This is a genomic window from Amycolatopsis sp. NPDC050768, from assembly GCF_040654155.1.
In the GTDB taxonomy this organism is placed as follows: domain Bacteria; phylum Actinomycetota; class Actinomycetes; order Mycobacteriales; family Pseudonocardiaceae; genus Amycolatopsis.
In genome coordinates, this window is the sequence record NZ_JBFAHL010000021.1 from 82293 (window position 1) to 98589 (window position 16297).

Annotated in this window: 18 protein-coding genes; 7 read left to right on the top strand and 11 right to left on the bottom strand. The window is 71.3% G+C overall.

Annotated elements, in window-relative coordinates:
- Nucleotides 1–34: 34 nt before the first annotated feature.
- Nucleotides 35–919 carry a hypothetical protein gene (locus AB0H62_RS41965; RefSeq protein WP_360592033.1) on the bottom strand — a complete coding sequence of 295 codons (885 nt, stop codon included), beginning with the start codon at nucleotides 917–919 and terminating at the stop codon, nucleotides 35–37.
- Between the two features lie 140 nt (nucleotides 920–1059).
- Between AB0H62_RS41965 and AB0H62_RS41970 the strand changes: the two genes are divergently transcribed.
- Together AB0H62_RS41970 and AB0H62_RS41975 are read left to right on the top strand one after the other, a co-directional pair.
- Nucleotides 1060–1254, top strand: coding sequence for a hypothetical protein (locus tag AB0H62_RS41970; protein ID WP_220238011.1), 195 nt, complete (start codon nucleotides 1060–1062; stop codon nucleotides 1252–1254).
- A gap of 44 nt (nucleotides 1255–1298) precedes the next feature.
- On the top strand, nucleotides 1299–2471 hold the full coding sequence (locus AB0H62_RS41975; RefSeq protein ID WP_360592034.1) for an acyl-CoA dehydrogenase family protein: 1173 nt from the start codon (nucleotides 1299–1301) through the stop codon (nucleotides 2469–2471).
- Nucleotides 2472–2522: 51 nt separating this feature from the next.
- Here the strand turns inward: AB0H62_RS41975 and AB0H62_RS41980 are convergent, their stop codons facing one another.
- A complete protein-coding gene (locus tag AB0H62_RS41980) occupies nucleotides 2523–3422 on the bottom strand; it encodes a transketolase (RefSeq protein WP_360592035.1) in 900 nt (299 codons plus the stop codon).
- Nucleotides 3423–3427: 5 nt separating this feature from the next.
- On the bottom strand, nucleotides 3428–4114 hold the full coding sequence (locus AB0H62_RS41985) for a thiamine pyrophosphate-dependent enzyme (protein ID WP_220238008.1): 687 nt from the start codon (nucleotides 4112–4114) through the stop codon (nucleotides 3428–3430).
- Nucleotides 4115–4167: 53 nt separating this feature from the next.
- On the opposite strand from AB0H62_RS41985, the gene soxR reads away from it, so the two are divergent.
- Both soxR and AB0H62_RS41995 read left to right on the top strand, forming a co-directional pair.
- Nucleotides 4168–4629, top strand: coding sequence for a redox-sensitive transcriptional activator SoxR (soxR, locus tag AB0H62_RS41990; RefSeq protein ID WP_360592036.1), 462 nt, complete (start codon nucleotides 4168–4170; stop codon nucleotides 4627–4629).
- A 61-nt stretch (nucleotides 4630–4690) separates the two neighbouring features.
- Nucleotides 4691–5236, top strand: coding sequence for an RNA 2'-phosphotransferase (locus AB0H62_RS41995; RefSeq protein ID WP_360592037.1), 546 nt, complete (start codon nucleotides 4691–4693; stop codon nucleotides 5234–5236).
- Here AB0H62_RS41995 and AB0H62_RS42000 read toward each other — a convergent pair.
- A complete protein-coding gene (locus AB0H62_RS42000; RefSeq protein WP_220238005.1) occupies nucleotides 5233–5808 on the bottom strand; it encodes a TetR family transcriptional regulator in 576 nt (191 codons plus the stop codon). The two genes, AB0H62_RS41995 and AB0H62_RS42000, sit on opposite strands and share 4 nt — an antisense overlap.
- A 207-nt stretch (nucleotides 5809–6015) precedes the next feature.
- On the opposite strand from AB0H62_RS42000, the gene AB0H62_RS42005 reads away from it, so the two are divergent.
- Nucleotides 6016–8217 (top strand): MMPL family transporter, encoded by a 2202-nt coding sequence (locus tag AB0H62_RS42005; RefSeq protein ID WP_360592038.1) that lies wholly within the window; start codon nucleotides 6016–6018, stop codon nucleotides 8215–8217.
- A gap of 27 nt (nucleotides 8218–8244) precedes the next feature.
- Here the strand turns inward: AB0H62_RS42005 and AB0H62_RS42010 are convergent, their stop codons facing one another.
- The gene (locus AB0H62_RS42010; RefSeq protein WP_220238003.1) at nucleotides 8245–8403 is read right to left on the bottom strand and encodes a hypothetical protein; all 159 of its coding nucleotides are present in this window, start codon (nucleotides 8401–8403) and stop codon (nucleotides 8245–8247) included.
- Between the two features lie 161 nt (nucleotides 8404–8564).
- Here AB0H62_RS42010 and AB0H62_RS42015 point away from each other — a divergent pair, with 161 nt between their 5' ends.
- Complete coding sequence (locus AB0H62_RS42015) at nucleotides 8565–9068, top strand: GNAT family N-acetyltransferase (RefSeq protein WP_255637668.1); 504 nt, start codon at nucleotides 8565–8567, stop codon at nucleotides 9066–9068.
- A 33-nt stretch (nucleotides 9069–9101) separates the two neighbouring features.
- On the opposite strand, the gene hisB is transcribed toward AB0H62_RS42015, so the two are convergent.
- The 3 genes from hisB to hisD are packed head-to-tail and all read right to left on the bottom strand — an operon-like array spanning nucleotide 9102 to nucleotide 12138.
- Nucleotides 9102–9701, bottom strand: coding sequence for an imidazoleglycerol-phosphate dehydratase HisB (hisB, locus tag AB0H62_RS42020; RefSeq protein WP_220238002.1), 600 nt, complete (start codon nucleotides 9699–9701; stop codon nucleotides 9102–9104).
- Nucleotides 9698–10816 carry a histidinol-phosphate transaminase gene (locus AB0H62_RS42025; RefSeq protein ID WP_360592039.1) on the bottom strand — a complete coding sequence of 373 codons (1119 nt, stop codon included), beginning with the start codon at nucleotides 10814–10816 and terminating at the stop codon, nucleotides 9698–9700. Before AB0H62_RS42025 ends, hisB begins: the two co-directional genes overlap by 4 nt.
- Nucleotides 10813–12138: a histidinol dehydrogenase gene (hisD, locus tag AB0H62_RS42030; RefSeq protein ID WP_220238000.1), complete on the bottom strand. Its 1326-nt coding sequence runs from the start codon at nucleotides 12136–12138 to the stop codon at nucleotides 10813–10815. Before hisD ends, AB0H62_RS42025 begins: the two co-directional genes overlap by 4 nt.
- An 84-nt stretch (nucleotides 12139–12222) precedes the next feature.
- Between hisD and AB0H62_RS42035 the strand changes: the two genes are divergently transcribed.
- The gene (locus tag AB0H62_RS42035; RefSeq protein WP_360592040.1) at nucleotides 12223–13017 is read left to right on the top strand and encodes a carbon-nitrogen hydrolase family protein; all 795 of its coding nucleotides are present in this window, start codon (nucleotides 12223–12225) and stop codon (nucleotides 13015–13017) included.
- Between the two features lie 445 nt (nucleotides 13018–13462).
- On the opposite strand, the gene AB0H62_RS42040 is transcribed toward AB0H62_RS42035, so the two are convergent.
- The 3 genes from AB0H62_RS42040 to eccB are packed head-to-tail and all read right to left on the bottom strand — an operon-like array spanning nucleotide 13463 to nucleotide 16252.
- The gene (locus tag AB0H62_RS42040; protein ID WP_360592041.1) at nucleotides 13463–14131 is read right to left on the bottom strand and encodes a response regulator transcription factor; all 669 of its coding nucleotides are present in this window, start codon (nucleotides 14129–14131) and stop codon (nucleotides 13463–13465) included.
- Nucleotide 14132: 1 nt separating this feature from the next.
- Nucleotides 14133–14816: a response regulator transcription factor gene (locus AB0H62_RS42045; RefSeq protein ID WP_360592076.1), complete on the bottom strand. Its 684-nt coding sequence runs from the start codon at nucleotides 14814–14816 to the stop codon at nucleotides 14133–14135.
- Nucleotides 14817–14830: 14 nt separating this feature from the next.
- Nucleotides 14831–16252, bottom strand: a complete 1422-nt coding sequence (eccB, locus tag AB0H62_RS42050) for a type VII secretion protein EccB (RefSeq protein ID WP_360592042.1) — start codon at nucleotides 16250–16252, stop codon at nucleotides 14831–14833.
- Nucleotides 16253–16297 lie beyond the last annotated feature (45 nt).

Genomic DNA, 16297 nt, shown 5'->3' on the forward strand with positions numbered 1-16297 from the left:
CACGGCAAGCCTAGTCCCGGGGCGGGAGCGCACGTCAGCCGCGGCGGAAGGAGTAGACGTCCGTCACGGTGTTGCAGGGCGCGGGCGGCACGACCTCCACGCGCAGGGTGCCCGTCGGCGCGTCGTAGTCCACGCCTTCCGGGGTGAACGCGCCGGCGCAGGTGCTCGACAGCGGCAGCTGGCCGAGCTCCTTCACGTGCGCCCGGACGTCGTGGCCGGTGAGCGCCTGGGGCAGGTCGACCTGCAGGAGCTGGTAGCTCGTCGGGTACAGGTCGTTGTTGGAGTCCGACGTCGCGCACAGCAGGCGCGTCGCCGAGACGAAGTCGCAGCCCTGGGCCGCCCGGATCGGGTGGTCGAGGCGGATCCGCGCCGCGAGCGGCAGGTCGCCGGCCACGCGCGGGGCGCGGTGGTTGAGGAACGGCGTGGGCGAGACGAACAGCTCCGTCGCGTCGCCGAGCGCGCCCGAGACGAGCCACTGGCCGTCGGGGCTCACGGCGACCTGGGCGCTGGCGTTGGGCGCGGGTTCGTCGGCCGCGAGCGGGTGCACGAACTCCGTGGTCTGCCCGGACGGCGAGGTGACCAGGTACATCTTCGACACCGCCGGGTTGGTGACGGTGTCCTGGTAGACGTCGAAGGTGTAGCCGCGCAGGGAGTCCGGGTCGCCGACGTGACCCCAGCCCTCGTCCTTCAGCGGCTGCGGGATCGTGGTGCCGTTGCGGTAGACCGTCTGCGGCGCCTGGCCCGGCAGCCGCAGCGTGGTGATGCCTTCGCCGCTGACGGAGTTGGCGACGGAGACCTTCCCGGTCTGGCGCCAGCCGCCGAGGGAAGCGGCGGGGCTCGCCGTGGCAAGGGAAGCGCAGCTCAGAACAGCCGCGGTGGACATTACGAGGGCTTTCGCCGCCGACGTCGACAGACGCATGGTTCGCTCCTTCGCGAACGTGACCTTGGCGGCGGCCCGCGAATTTTTGCACGCGACCCCGTTTCACCGGAGGCCCCGCTGGGTATTCACCCGTTCGGCTGAGGCGCCGCCGGCGCCCCCGGACGAGGGAAGAGGAAGACATGTCCGAGTCGGACCTCCTCTGCCAGATGTTCGAAGCGTGGCGGGACGACATCAACAGCGTGCCGTTTCCGCAGTTCACGACGCTGGTGATCCCTCCGCAACCCTCCCGCGCACACGTCGAGGCATGTCGTTCTCGTGACGCTCGCAAAGAGAACGTGATGAATCCCACGCACTGGAACCGGGGTCATCTGTGATTTCCTGCTCGCACCGCGTCGACGCGAGCCAGTAGGAGCAGCCGATGAGCAAGAACCCGGATCCACACGACTTCCTCGATCTCGACGCAGGACTGGCCGAGGAGGATCGGGCCATCCGGGACGCGGTCCGCGACTACGCCCGCGACCAGCTCCTCGACCACGTGGCCGAGTGGTACGAGTCGGGCTCGCTGCCCGCCCGTGACCTGGCCAAGGGCTTCGGGCAGCTCGGCCTGCTGGGCATGCACCTGGAGGGCTACGGCTGCGCCGGCACGAGCGCGGTGGCCTACGGCATCGCGTGCCGCGAGCTGGAGGCCGTCGACTCCGGCCTGCGCAGCTTCGTCTCCGTGCAGGGCTCGCTCGCGATGTTCGCGATCCACCGTTGGGGCAGCGAGGAACATCGGCAGGAGTGGCTACCGAAGATGGCCGCCGGCGAGGCGCTGGGCTGCTTCGGCCTCACCGAACCCGACGCCGGCAGCGACCCGGGCAGCATGCGCACCCGCGCGGTGCGCGACGGCTCCGACTGGGTGCTCAACGGCACGAAGATGTGGATCACCAACGGCACCGTCGCCGACGTGGCCGTGGTCTGGGCGCAGACCGACGAGGGCATCCGCGGCTTCGTGGTCCCGACGTCGACCCCGGGCTTCACCGCCAACGAGGTGAAGCACAAGCTTTCGCTGCGCGCGTCGCTCACGGCCGAGCTCGTGCTCGACACCGTGCGGCTGCCGGAATCCGCGGCGTTCCCGGAGGTGCGTGGCCTGCGCGGCCCGCTGTCCTGCCTCAACGAAGCGCGCTACGGCATCCTGTTCGGCGTCGTCGGCGCCGCCCGCGCGTGCTACGAAACGGCGCTGGACTACACGCTCACGCGCGAGCAGTTCGGCAAGCCGCTGGCGAGCTTCCAGCTCACGCAGCGCAAGCTGGCCGACCTGCTGGTCGAGGTCAACCGCTCAGGGCTCGTCGCGCTGCACATCGGCCGGCTCAAGGACGCCGGCGAGCTGCACCACAACCACGTGAGCTTCGGCAAGCTGGCCAACGTCCGCTCGGCGCTCGACGTCGCCCGCACCGCCCGCTCCATGCTGGGCGCCAACGGGATTTCGCTGGAGTACCCGGTGATGCGGCACATGGCGAACCTCGAGACGGTGCTGACGTACGAGGGCACCGAGGAGATGCACGCGCTGTCGCTGGGCCAGTCGGTGACGGGCATCGCGGCGTTCCGCTGACCGTCCGGAGTGGACGGGTCGCCGGGACCCCCAGCCCCGGCGACCCGAGACTCACGGTCGCAGGAAGTCCTTGAGGGACAACGCGATCGAGCCCGCGTCGAGGCCGTGCGCGAGGTCGTGGTCGGCCCGATTCCCGTAGGTGCGGACCTCCGTGTCGCGCAGCGTGCCGAGCGACAGCAGGCGGTGCGGAACGTCTCGCAGCGCTTCGCTCACGTGGTAGGCCGAAGTGCCCTTGAGGTACGGCTCCACGAGCACGATGTCGGCGATGTCCCCCACGGCGGCACGCAGCCCCGCGGCGTCGAACGGGCGGATCGTCGACGCGTACAGCACCGTCACGTCGAGGCCTTCGCTCGCGGCGAGCACCCGGTCGAGCGTCGGACCCACGGCGAGCACGACGCTGTTGCTGCCGCTGCGCACCCGCTGGAACCCGACGCCGAGGTGCGGTTCGGCGTTCTGGTCGGCCGAGAGCCGCAGGTACACGCGGCTGTCGCCGGGCACGGAGTCGAGCAGCAGGCGGCGGGCCTCGTCGGGGTGGCCGGGCACGTGGACGTACCAGCACGGCAGGGAGTCGATCAGCGCGACGTCGCCCGGCGACTGGTGCGTGCGTCCTTCGGCCGGCATGTCGTAGGACGAGCCGTAGGACACGAGCACGGCGCCGGCGTCCTGGTGGACCAGGTCGAGCTTGATCTGCTCGAACGCGCGCTCCACGAGGAACGACGAGAACGTGTGGATGATCGGGCGCAGGCCGGCCAGCGCGAACCCGGCGCCCGTGCTCACGAGCAGCTGCTCGCGGATGCCGACGTTCACCACCCGGTCCGGGTGCCGCCGCGCCACACCGGCGAGCTGGGCGGCGGAGATGTCGGCGAGCACGACTGCGACATCCGGGTCGGCGTCCACGATCTCCTCGGTGGTGGCGAGGAAGGTTTCGCGCATGTTCACAGTGGTCGGCATGTTCGTCAGCCCTTCGGTTCGACGACGGCGACCACGGCGAGCGGGCGCCCCGGGTGTTCGGTGGTGAACGCGTCGTAGAGCGCTTCGTGGTCGCGGCCGGAGACGGTGCGCGTGGCCCAGCCCTCGACCTCGAACCGGCGCGCGATGCCGCCGGGCCAGCCGTGCGTGGACGACTGGTTGTCCACGACCACGGTGGTCAGGTTGTCCAGGCCCAGGCGCGCGGCGACGACGATCGCTTCGGAGTTGGTGCCTTCGTCGAGTTCGGCGTCGCCGACGAGGGTCACCACGCGGCTGACGTAGCCGCGCGCCCGCAGGCCCAGCGCGGTGCCGAGGGCGATCGGCAGGCCGTGGCCCAGCGAACCGCTGGAGATCTCGACGCCGGGCGCGCGTTTGCGGTCCGGGTGGTGGCCGAGCCGTGAGCGGGCCGAGGACCAGTCGGCGAGCTCGGCCTCGTCGAGGAAACCCTTGACGGTGAGCACGGCGTAGTAGGCCATCGGTCCGTGTCCCTTGGAGAGCAGGAACCGGTCACGGCCGGGGTCGTGGAAGTTTTCGGGCGAGATGTCGAGCACGCGGTCGTAGAGCACCCAGAGAACGTCTACTGTGGACTCCGCCGCGGCCTGGTGCTTGTCGTCGCCGGTCATCAGCGAGATCAGCCTGGGCAGATCCGCGTATGCCGTTGCTGTGGTGGTCATGTTCCCACCGTGCAACCTCGACCAATGTCTAGGTCAAGCGCTAACCTGGACCAATGACGAGGTTGGCGGAGCACTTGAGCATCGGGCAGGTCGCCGAACGCAGCGGCGTTCCGCACACGGCCCTGCGGTTCTACGAGGACAAGGGGCTCATCACGTCCGAGCGCTCGGCCGGCAACCAGCGCCGCTACCCGCGTTCGATGCTGCGGCGCATCGCCTTCATCCGGGCCGCGCAGCGCGTGGGCCTTTCGCTGGAGGACATCAGCGGCGCGCTGGCCACGCTGCCCGCCGACCACGCGCCCACGAAAGCCGACTGGGCGCGGCTCTCGCGCGAGTGGCAGCACGAGCTCGACGCGCGCATCGACGCCCTGCAGCGCCTGCGCGACCGCCTCACCGGCTGCGTCGGCTGCGGTTGCCTCTCGCTGCGCAGCTGCAGCCTGTACAACGCCGACGACGAACTGGCCCGCTTCGGCCCCGGCGCGAGCAAGCTGCGCCCGGTCTCCGAGGGCGGCATCTGAGCTTCCCCGCGGCCGAATTTCCGTTGTGGTGCGGGCGCGGATGTGGGTCACTTGAGCCGTTATGGATGAGAAACACATGATCCGCGTCTCGAAGCGGCTGTCCCGCCACCTGCGCCACGAACCCGAGTCGATCGGCCTCACGCTCGATGCCGCCGGCTGGGTCGGGGTCGACGAGCTGCTGGCGGCGCTGCGCGCCCACGGCGTGCGGGTGAGCCGGGCCGAGCTGGCGGAAGTGGTGGAGCGCAGCAACAAACAGCGCTTCGCCTTCGACGGGAGCGGAACGAGGATCCGCGCGAACCAGGGGCACAGCGTCAGCGTCGAGCTGGGTCTGGAGCGCCTCGCTCCGCCCGAGGTGCTCTACCACGGCACCGCGACGCGCTTCCTGCCCGCGATCTACACCGAAGGACTGCGGCCGATGCGCCGCCACGCCGTGCACCTGTCGGCCGCCGTCGAAACCGCGCTCGCGGTCGGGGCCCGGCACGGTCGTCCGGTGGTCCTTCGCGTTGCCGCGGGCGAAATGGCCGTCGCGGGACACGAGTTCCAGCGCAGCGTGAACGGCGTGTGGCTGACCGCCGCCGTCGCGCCGGAGTACCTGACCGAGAACTAGTCGTGGTGCCGGCGGGGCCGGCCGAGCAGCCGGCGGCCGGCGTCGACGAGCTCGCGGCGCAAGCTTTCGTCGTCGAGCTGAGCGATGTCCGGCGAGCCGCCCGTCATGGCGAGGCCGGTGAGCGTGACCAGCGCCGCCACCCGTGAGGAGATGTCGGGCTCGGGCCCGGCCAGGATTTCGATGAGGGCGTTCTTGAAGCCCTCCATCCCGCGCGTCGAGTTCTCGATCGCGCGGTTGATGCCCGGGTCACTGGAGAACAGCGCGACGAGCACGCGGTGGCGCACCACCAGATCCACGAAGCCCTCGAGCAGGTAGTCGACCTGCGTGCCGCGGCGGCGCTGCTTCGCGGCCTCCGACACGATGTGGTCGAGCTCGCGGATGGCGGGCGCCGCGACGGCTTCGGTGATCTCCGCCTTGGTCTTGAAGTGGTAGTACACGGCCGCCTTGGTCACCCCGAGCGCGTCGGCGATCATCTGCAGCGACGTGCCCTCCACGCCGTGTTCGGCGAACAGCCGCAGCGCGGTGCCGAGCAGCCGCGTCCGAGTGTCCTCTGCCGGGGCGGCGGTAGTCATCGTTCCTCCTCGTCAAGCCCAGGAAGCGTACGTGACAGCTAGTCGATCGGCAAACCGAGATACTTGCCGATCGACAAGCAAACTCCTAGCCGTGCGGCTAGTCACATACTTGCCGATCGGCTTGGCAGCCTCCTTGCCGATCGGCTAGCTTCGGAATCACTGGTTCGTGTGACGAAGGCCCTATCCGGGCGAAACGGAGAAACACTCGTGGCGACATTTCTGTACCGGCTCGGCCGGTTGTCGTTCCGGCGCCGCGCTCTCGTCTCGGCCGTGTGGGCGGCCGTGCTCGTGGCGCTCGGCATCGGCGCGCTCACGCTGTCCGGCCAGCTCTCGGACTCGGTGACGATCCCCGGGACCGAGTCACAGCAGGCGATCGACCAGCTCCAGGCGAAGTTCCCGCAGGCCGCGGCCGGTGGCGCGACCGCGCGGGTCGTGATCGCGGCCCCGCAGGGCCACACCATGACCGACGCCGCCGGCAAGGCCGCGGTCGAGTCGACGGTGGCGAGCCTCAAGACGGCACCGAAGGTCTCGAGCGTGGCCGACCCGTTCCAGGCGAAGTCGATCTCACCGGACGGCCGCGTCGCGCTCGCCCAGGTGAGTTACCAGGTCAAGGGCTTCGAGCTCACGGACAGCGACCGCCAGGCGCTGCTCGACAGCGCGAACGGCGCCAAGCAGCGCGGTTTCGAAGTCGAGTTCGGCGGCGACGCGGTGCAGGCGATGCCCGCGACCGGCGCCACCGAGGGCCTCGGCGTGGCCGTCGCGGCCGTCGTGCTGATCATCACGTTCGGATCGCTGCTGGCCGCCGGCATCCCGTTGCTCACCGCGCTGATCGGTGTCGGCATCGGCATGGCGGGCATCATGCTGGCCTCGGGTTCGCTCGAGCTGAACTCCAACACCCCGGTGCTGGCCCTGATGATCGGGCTCGCCGTGGGCATCGACTACGCGTTGTTCATCGTCTCCCGCTACCGGCACGAGCTCAGCATCGGGCGAGAACCCGAGGAGGCCGCGGGCCGAGCCGCGGGCACGGCCGGGTCCGCGGTGGTGTTCGCCGGGCTCACCGTGATCATCGCCCTGGCCGGGCTCACCGTGGTCGGCATCCCGTTCCTCGGCCAGATGGGCATCGCCGCGGCCGCGACCGTCGCGATCGCCGTGCTCATCGCGCTCACGCTGCTGCCGGCCATCCTCGGTTTCGCCGGTACCCGGGTCATGGGCGGCCGGATCCGCTTGCGCCGCAAGACGGACAAGGCTTCGCACGGCGAGCGCTGGGCGCGGTTCGTCGCCCGGCACCGCTGGCCCGTGCTACTCACGGCGCTCGCCGGCCTCGTTGTGGTCGCCATCCCGGCGCTGAGCATGCAGCTCGGCCTGCCCAACGACAGCACCGCGGCGCCCGATTCCACACAGCGCAAGGCCTACGACCTCGTGAGCGAGAGCTTCGGTGCCGGCGCCAACGGCCCGCTGCTCGTCGTCGTCGACACCGGCGTGAACCACGACCCCGAGTCGCTGAAGCAGGCCGTCGCGGGCATCAGCACACTGCCCGACGTGGCCGGGGTGACGCCGCCGCGCGTGAACGCCGACGGGGACACGGCGCTGCTGACCGTGATCCCGAAGAGCGGGCCGAGCAGCAAGCAGACCGAGGACCTGGTGGCGGCGATCCGCTCGCAGTCCGAGGCGCTGCACGAGACCACCGGCGCGAGCCTCGCCGTGACCGGCCAGACGGCCGCGAACATCGACGTGTCCGAGAAGCTGTCCGACGCGATGATCCCCTACCTGGCGCTGATCGTCGGGCTCGCGTTCATCCTGCTGATGCTCGTGTTCCGCTCGATCGTCGTGCCGCTGAAGGCGACGCTCGGCTTCCTCGGCTCGGTGGTCGCGACGTTCGGCGCCGTGGTCGCGGTGTTCCAGTGGGGCTGGCTGACCGACCTGCTCGGCGTCGCGTCGACCGGGCCGATCATGAGCATGCTGCCGATCCTGCTCATCGGTGTCCTCTTCGGACTCGCGATGGACTACCAGGTGTTCCTGGTGACGCGGATGCGCGAGGAGCACGTGCACGGCGCCGACCCGCAGGAGGCCATGGTCACCGGCTTCCGTCACGGATCGCGCGTGGTCACGGCCGCGGCCCTGATCATGATCAGCGTGTTCGCGGGCTTCGTGCTGGCGGAGTCGACACTGATCCAGTCGATCGGCTTCGCGCTCGCGTTCGGCGTGCTGGTGGACGCGTTCGTGATCCGGATGACGATCGTGCCGGCCGTGATGTCGCTGCTCGGGCGCCACGCCTGGTGGCTGCCGCGCGGTCTGCACAAGGTGCTGCCGAACGTCGACGTGGAGGGTGAGGGCCTGGCCAAGGCGCTCGAAGCGTCCGACTCCCGCGGCAGCCGCGGTGACGACGAGCGCGAGCCCGCCCGCGTGTGAAGCCGCGCCGTCCGTCTGGCGGGTCGCTCAGCCGACCAGCCAGGCGACGGCGCCGCCGATCGCCAGCAGTGCCGCGACACCCAGGGCCACGGCGATGAACTTCGCCGTTTTCCACGTGGAGTAGACGCCACCGGCCAGGAAGCCGGCGAGCGCCAGCAGCAGGATGGCGACAATCTCTTTGCTCACGAAGCTCAGCGTGCCACACGACCTCCACCCGGCCAGGACTGGGCAGCGAGGCCGCGGCGCTCTCCGATGCGGAGTCGGCGTCGAGCACGTGACCCACGTCTCCCTCGTTCTGCGGACCCCCGGGCATCGCGTTCGGCGGCTCGACGTGGCAAGCTCTCCGGGTGAGCGGAGCCGCCGATGCCGAGATCGTCCTGACCCCGCTGGACGAGCAGGCCCTGGTCCGGCTGCTCGACGTCGCGGTCGAGGGCGCCGACCCGCTCGAGGTGTTGCCGCCGATGGACGGCCCACCGGGCTGGACCCCCGAGCGGCGTGAGGCGTTCCTGGTGTTCCACCGCCGGAATTCGCTCGACCCGGAGACGGCGACCACCTCGGCCTGGACCATCCAGGTCGGCGGCACCATCGTCGGCGGCGCGCGGCTGCACCCCGTCCACCGTGGCAAGTCGGTCGAGATCGAGGCCCAGGTCTGGGTCGCCCGCTGGGCCCGGGGCCGCGGGATCGGCAAGTGGGTCACCGAGACCCTGATCGACGCGGCCCGCGAAGGCGGCGGAGGCCGGTATGTCGCTTCGACCACCACGGACAACAAGGCGGCACAACGCCTGATGAAATCCGTCGGTGCGAACGTCGACCTGCACGACGGCGGCGTCGACTCGCACCTCGAGATCTAGTCAGGCGTTGTACCGGCCCCGGAGGAGCTTTCCCTAGAGCACGCCCTTCGTGGACGGGATCCCGGCCGCTCGCGGGTCGGGTTCCGTGGCAGCGCGCAGAGCCCGCGCGACGGCCTTGTACTCCGCCTCCGCGATGTGGTGCGGGTCGCGGCCGTGGATCACGCGCACGTGCAGCGCGATCTGCGCGTGGAACGACAGCGAGTCGAACACGTGGCGCGTGAGCACGAACGGGTAGTTGTTGCCGATCGTGAACGTGTTGAACTGCTCCGGCTCGCCCACGTGCACGCAGTACGGCCGGCCCGAGACGTCGATCGCCGCGTGGGCCAGGGTTTCGTCCATGGGGATCCACGCGTCGCCGAAGCGGCGGATGCCGCTCTTGTCGCCCAGGGCCTGGCGCAGAGCCTGGCCCAGGACGATGGCGGTGTCCTCGACGGTGTGGTGCGCGTCGATGTGGATGTCGCCGGTGGCCTCGACCTTGAGGTCCAGCGAGCCGTGCACGCCGAACGCCGTGAGCATGTGGTCGTAGAACGGCACGCCGGTGGAGATCTCGACCTGGCCGGAGCCGTCGAGGTCCAGCTGGACGAGGATCGACGACTCCTTGGTCGTGCGTTCCACCTTGCCGATGCGGGTCATCGCGGTACTTCCTTACTCGCCTCGAGGAACGCGTCGTTCTCTTCCGGGGTGCCGATGGTCACGCGCAGGTGACCTTCGATGCCGACGTCGCGGATCAGCACGCCGTGGTCCAGGTAGGACTGCCAGCTCGCCTTCGCGTCGGCGAACTGTCCGAAGAGGACGAAGTTCGCGTCGCTCGGCACCGGGGTGAACCCGAGTCCCAGCAAGGCTTCCACCACGCGGTCGCGTTCGGCGGAGAGCTTGTGGACGGTGGCGAGCGTGGCGTCGGCGTGGCGCAAGGCGGCGCGCGCGGCGGCCTGCGTGAGCTTGGACAGGTGATACGGCAGGCGCACGAGCTGCAGGGCGTCCACGATGGCCGGCGCGGCCGCGAGGTAACCCAGCCGTCCGCCGGCGAAGGCGAACGCCTTGCTCATGGTGCGCGAGACGATCAGCTTCGCCGGGTACTCGGCGATGAGCCGGACCGCACTGGGCTGCGAGGAGAACTCGGCGTAGGCCTCGTCCACCACGACGATGCCCGGCGCGGCTTCGAGGACCCCGCGCAGCTGCTCCAGCGGGATCGACCCACCGGTGGGGTTGTTCGGGCTCGTCACGAACACGATGTCCGGCTGCCGCTCGGCCACCAGCTCCGCGGCGCGCGCGGTGTCGAGCGTGAAGTCGGGCCGGCGCGGCACCGGCACCCACTCCGTGCGCGTGCCGGAGGAGATGATCGGGTGCATCGAGTACGACGGCTCGAAGCCGAGCGCGCTGCGGCCCGGCCCGCCGAAGGCCTGCAGGATCTGCTGCAGGATCTCGTTGGACCCGTTGGCGGCCCACACGTTCGCCTCCGACAGCACCACGCGCGTCGACACCGTGAGGTAGTCGGCGAGTTCGGTGCGCAGCGCGACGGCGTCGCGGTCCGGGTAGCGGTGCAGCGAAGCGGCTTCGGCGCGCACGGCCTCGGCCACGTCGGCCACCAGCTCGGGCGGCGGCGGGTACGGGTTCTCGTTGGTGTTGAGCCGCACGGGCACGTCGAGCTGCGGTGCACCGTAGGGGCTCTTGCCGCGCAGGTCCTCGCGCAGCGGCAGGGCGTCGAGGGTCACCTCGGCGCCGGGCACGGCCGGGGTCGCCTCGGTCATCGGCCCTCCCCCGCGAACCGCGCGGTCACGGCCTCGCCGTGGGCGGGCAGGTCCTCGGCGTCGGCGAGCGCAACGACGCGGCCGGCGACCTCGCGCAGCGCGTCCTCGCTGTAGTCGACCACGTGGATGCCCTTGAGGAAGCTCTGCACCGACAGGCCTGAGGAGTGCCGCGCGAAGCCGCCGGTGGGCAGCACGTGGTTGGAGCCGGCGCAGTAGTCGCCGAGCGACACCGGCGCGTAGGCCCCGACGAACACCGCGCCCGCGTTGCGCACGCGGCCGGCGACCTCCCGGGCGTGGGCGGTCTGGATCTCGAGGTGCTCGGCGGCGTAGGCGTCGACCACACGCAGGCCTTCGTCCACAGTGGACACCAGGATGATGCCGGACTGTTTGCCGCCCAGCGCCTGCCCGACGCGTTCGCTGTGCTTGGTGGCCGCGACGCGCTCGGCGAGCTGCTTGTCCACGGCGTCGGCGAGCTCCTCCGACGTGGTGACCAGGACGCTCGCGGCGAGCGGGTCGTGTTCCGCCTGGCTGATCAGGTCGGCCGCCACGTGGACCGGGTCGGCCGTCTCGTCGGCGAGGATCGCGATCTCGGTGGGCCCGGCCTCGGAGTCGATGCCGATCACGCCGCGCACGAGGCGCTTGGCGGCGGTGAGGTAGATGTTGCCCGGCCCGGTGACGATGTCCACGGGGGCGAGCTCGGCGCCGTCGGTGTCCGTGCCGCCGTACGCGAGCAGTGCCACGGCCTGCGCGCCGCCGACGGCCCACACCTCTTCGACGCCCAGCAGCGCGGCGGCCGCGAGGATCGTCGGGTGCGGCAGGCCGCCGAAGGCCGCCTGCGGGGGCGAGCAGACCACCAGCGAACGCACGCCCGCGAGCTGCGCGGGGACGACGTTCATGACCACGGTGGACGGGTACACGGCCAGCCCGCCCGGTGCGTACAGCCCGACGCGCTCCACCGGCACCCAGCGCTCGGTGACCGTGCCGCCGGGGACCACCTGCGTGGTCACGTCCTGGCGGCGCTGGTCGGCGTGCACCTTGCGGGCGCGGCTGATCGACTCCTCGAGCGCGGCGCGCACCTGCGGGTCCAGCGCTTCGAGGGCCTGGGTGAGCTCGCCCACGGGCACGCGCACGGTCGCCGGGCGGACCTTGTCGAACTGCTCGGTGTACTCGAGGGCGGCCTCCACACCGCGGTCGCGGACCGCCTCCACCACCGGCCGAACGTGATGCAGCGCCGCGTCCACGTCGTATTCGGCGCGCGGCAGGGCGGCGCGCAGTTCGGCGGCGGTCGGGACCTGCCCGCGCAGGTCGGTGCGGTTCAGCATGGTGACCAGGGTACGAGGTGGCTCTCGGGCTTCGGGCAGGGATACTCGGTGGTGACGACTTGTCCCACGATGAGGGAGTGCCCTGTGCCGCGGATCGCGTTGTGCCAGCTCAACTCGGGCGACGATCCGGAGGACAACCTGAAACTGGTTCGCTCCGGCGTCGAAGCCGCGGCGGCGGACGGCGCCCGCATCGTCGTATTCCCCGAAGCCACGATGGCGCGCTTCGGCCGACCCCTGGGGCCGGTCGCGCAGCCGCTGGACGGGCCGTGGGCCTCGGCCGTGTCGGCGATCGCCGAGGAGCACGGGGTGCTGGTGGTGGTGGGGATGTTCACGCCGGCCGAGGACGGACGGGTGCGGAACACGCTGCTGATCACCGGGCTCGGGCAGCGGCTGGGGTACGACAAGATCCACCTGTACGACGCGTTCGGGTTCGCGGAGTCGGACACGGTGGCGCCGGGTGAGACCCCTGTGACGTTTGAGGTCGAGGGGACGGTGTTCGGGGTGGCTACGTGTTACGACATGCGGTTTCCGGAGCTGTTCCGGAGTCTTGCCGATGATGGCGCGGACATCGTGCTGGTCCCCACCTCTTGGGGTGCTGGGGACGGGAAGCTGGACCAGTGGCGGGTGTTGGTGCGGGCGCGGGCGTTGGACTCGGGTTGCTGGGTCGTGGGGTGTGGGCAGGCTGATCCGGCGGCTTCGGGGATCGAGGTGAATCCGAAGGCGCCGACGGGGATCGGGCATTCGGTGGTGGCGGATGGGTTCGGGCGGGTGCTGGTGGAGTTGGGGGATGCGCCGGAGACGGTTGTGGTGGAGGTGGATCCGGCGGTGGCGGGGAAGGCTCGGGGGGCTACTGGGGCGTTGGCGAATCGGAGGCTTTAGAGGTCCCGTCGTGGGGCGTGTTGCGGTGGGTGCGGTTTCTGGTCCTCGCAGGGCGTGTTGCGTGAGGCTGTGCGGGGGATGCGGTCCTCGCGGGGGCGTGTTGCGTGGGGTGTGCACCCCGAAGCTGGATTGTGTTGACGGCCGGTGAGCCGTTGTCAAGGCGGGAAAGCGTGCCTTGACAACGGCTCGCCGGCCGCAAGAAGGCTTCGGATCGGGGTGCCGGGGCGGGTCTGGGTGCAGGTTCCGCTGCGTGGGGGGGGCGGCGGTCGTGAGGGTGGACGCGGCCAGGGTGCATGGTCAGTTGGGCAGGCGGGCGGCGGTTTGGTGGGGCCAAAGCGCCCCAATGTGGCGTTCGGTGCGCTGGGCGCACCCAATGTGGCGTTCGGTGCGTTGAGCGCAACCAATGCCGCGTTGGGGGGCGAGGGGAGAGCCGAGGCCGAGAGGGTTAGCGGAGCAGGCCTTCGCGGATGGCCACGCGGACGAAGCCCGCGCGGCGGCGTTCGCCCGTTTTGTCGCGGATGCGGTCCAGGTAGGAGCGCACGGTGCGGACGCTGATGTTCAGGATCTCGGCCACGTCGACGTCGCGTTCGCCGGCGGCGACCAGGCGCAGAACTTGCCTTTCGCGTTCCGACAGGACGATCTTGGGGCCCGCGTGGCGGTCTTCGCTGTCCTGGATGATCATGCCGGCCAGGGTGGGCGAGACGTAGGCGTTGTCCTGGGCGATGGTGCGGATGGCGCGCAGGAGCTCGTCGCCGTCGACGTCCTTGGACAGGAAGCCCTTGGCGCCCGCCTGCATGGCGCCGAGGACCTCGGGCTGTTCGGCATGGGCGGAGACGACGAGGACCTTGTGGCCCATGTGGCCGACCTCGAGGACGGCGGCCGCGTCCTGGACGCCGCGCAGTTTGAGGTCGAGGACGACCACGCTGCCCGGCGGCTGGTCCTGCACGGCGAAGCGGGCGACGGAGTCGGCGACGGCGCCGAGCTCGATGTCCGGGGCTTCGGTCAGTACCCGGGCGACGGCGTCGCGGTAGAGCGGGTGGTCTTCGATCACGCCGACGCGGATCCGGTCGATCCCGGCCGGCTCCTCCGCGGCGCCTCCCCCAGCGTCGGTCATGTCAGGAAGTCCTTCCCGCGCCGCCCACCAGCCCCCGGCGGATGGCTTCTTTCACCAGGCCCGGCCGGCGGCGTTCGCCTGTCTTGTCGCGGATGCGGTCGAGGTAGCCGCGCACCGTGCGGACACCGATGTCGAGAATGGCGGCGATGTCGATGTCCCGCTCGCCCGCCGCGACAAGGCGCAGCACCTGCTCCTCGCGGGGCGAGAGCTCCATCTCGGGCCGGGTCACCGGCCGCTCGGTGTTGTCCTTGATGATCATCCCGGCGACCACGGCCGACACGTACGAGCCGCCCTCGGCCACCGCGCGGATGGCGGTCAGCAGCTCGTCGATGTCCACGTCCTTGGACAGGAACCCCTTGGCCCCGGCGGAGATCGCGGCGAGCACCTGCTCCGACTCGGCCTGAGCCGAGACCACGAGCACGTGGTGCCCGAGCTCGCACACCTCCAGCACGGCGGCCGCGCCCGCGACACCCGGCAGCCCGAGGTCGAGCAACACGACCGAGCCCGGTGGCTGGCGTTCCACGTGGAAACGCGCGACGGAGTCGACGACCGCCCCCAGCTCGATGTCCGGCGACTCGGCGAGCACGCGCTCCACCGACCGCCGGTACAGCGGGTGGTCTTCGATCACCGCCACCCGGATCCGGGCGGACTGCGTCTCTTCGGCGCGTAGCCGTTCCTCTGTCATGTGCACCGACTCGCTCACCCCGTTCCACCCGACGGCACCGGCTGCCCGGCCGTGGCCGGATCCAGCGCGGGTCCCGTCGGCACCAGTGCCAGGAGACCGCTCGCGAGCGCTTGCCTGGCCACGGAACCGTAACCGAGCGAGGCGAGCGCCGGGGCGGTCGCGACCGGATATTTTCTCCCCAGGTCCGTGACCAGGTAGGTCGTGCCGGAACCGGTGTCGGAAACGACCGCGCCACCCGAGGGCGGCACGTACACCTCGTCGGCCACACGGGCGTCGCGCCGCGTCGTGACCGGAAGCGCGCGCCCGCCCGGCGGCACGGGCACGTCGGCGGAGACGAAGATCCGCCCGCCCTGCGCGCACAGCGTCACCGACGAGCCGGTGATCGGCGCCTTGCCGGGGATCCGGTCCGGGTAGGCGGCCGGGTCCGCGCCGCCGGCCCGGGAAGCCGCGACCTTCGGCACCGCGGCGACGTCGGCCGCGCGTACGCGCACCGGCGCCGGGTTGCCCTCATACGCGGACTCGTTGTCGGGCGTGGTGACGAGCAGGCTCGCCTCCGTCTGGCCGACTGGCTCGAGGCCGGCGGAGTGCACGAGGTAGTACGAAGTCGCGTCGCCGGCGCTGGCCATGGCGTCGACCACGGCGAGGACCTCGCCCACGCGGGTGTTGACGCCGCCGACGCGCGGACCGGGGCCGCCGGCGCCGGGAACGGCGATCTCGCCGAGGTCGCGTCCGGCGGGCACGGTGTCGATCCACCGCGACGACACGGCGATGGTCGGGTAGCTGTCGAACTGCAGCGCGGCCGCGGCTTCGTCGCTGAGCTGGTAGCGGCGCCCGTCGGTGACGAGGTAGCGCTGGCCCGCGGGCAGCCGGACGATCACGCCCGAGCCCCGCGGCAGCTCCGTTCCAGCGGCCGGCGCGCCGAGCACCACCGCCACGAGGGGTTCGGCCGACGCGGGCGCGTCCTGCGTCGTGCGGCTGCAGCTGGTCCACGGCGCCGAGACGAGCGCGGTCGTGGCCGGCAGCGAGTCGGGGGCGCCGGAGATGCCGATCTCCGTGCCGCGCGGGGCGGCGCCGAGGTCGGTGGAGGACACGGACACGGTCGCGTCGCCGTTGCCGCCCGCGAGCAGGCGGGCCGAGGCGTAGTTGAGGACGGGGTGCACCGCGCCGTCGGCGCCGAGCACGAACCGCGCGCCCGTGCCCTCCTCGACGATCACGTGGCCGCCGGCCAGCCAGTCTTTGCCGCCCGAGGGGTTGAGCAGGCCGATCACGCCGAACACGGCCGTCACCAGCAGCGCTGCGGCCAGGCCCAGCACCGTGCCGAGCACGAGCCGGCGGCTGGGCGACACGGGGTGGTTGGCGTCGGCGGCCACGAGCGCGGAGACGAGCCTCCGCCGAAGGAACTGGTAGGCCTGGATCTGGTCCCGCTGCGTCCACACGCTGCTTCGGCCCCCTGCCCTTCGCGCCTCTTCCGGGCGCGAGCG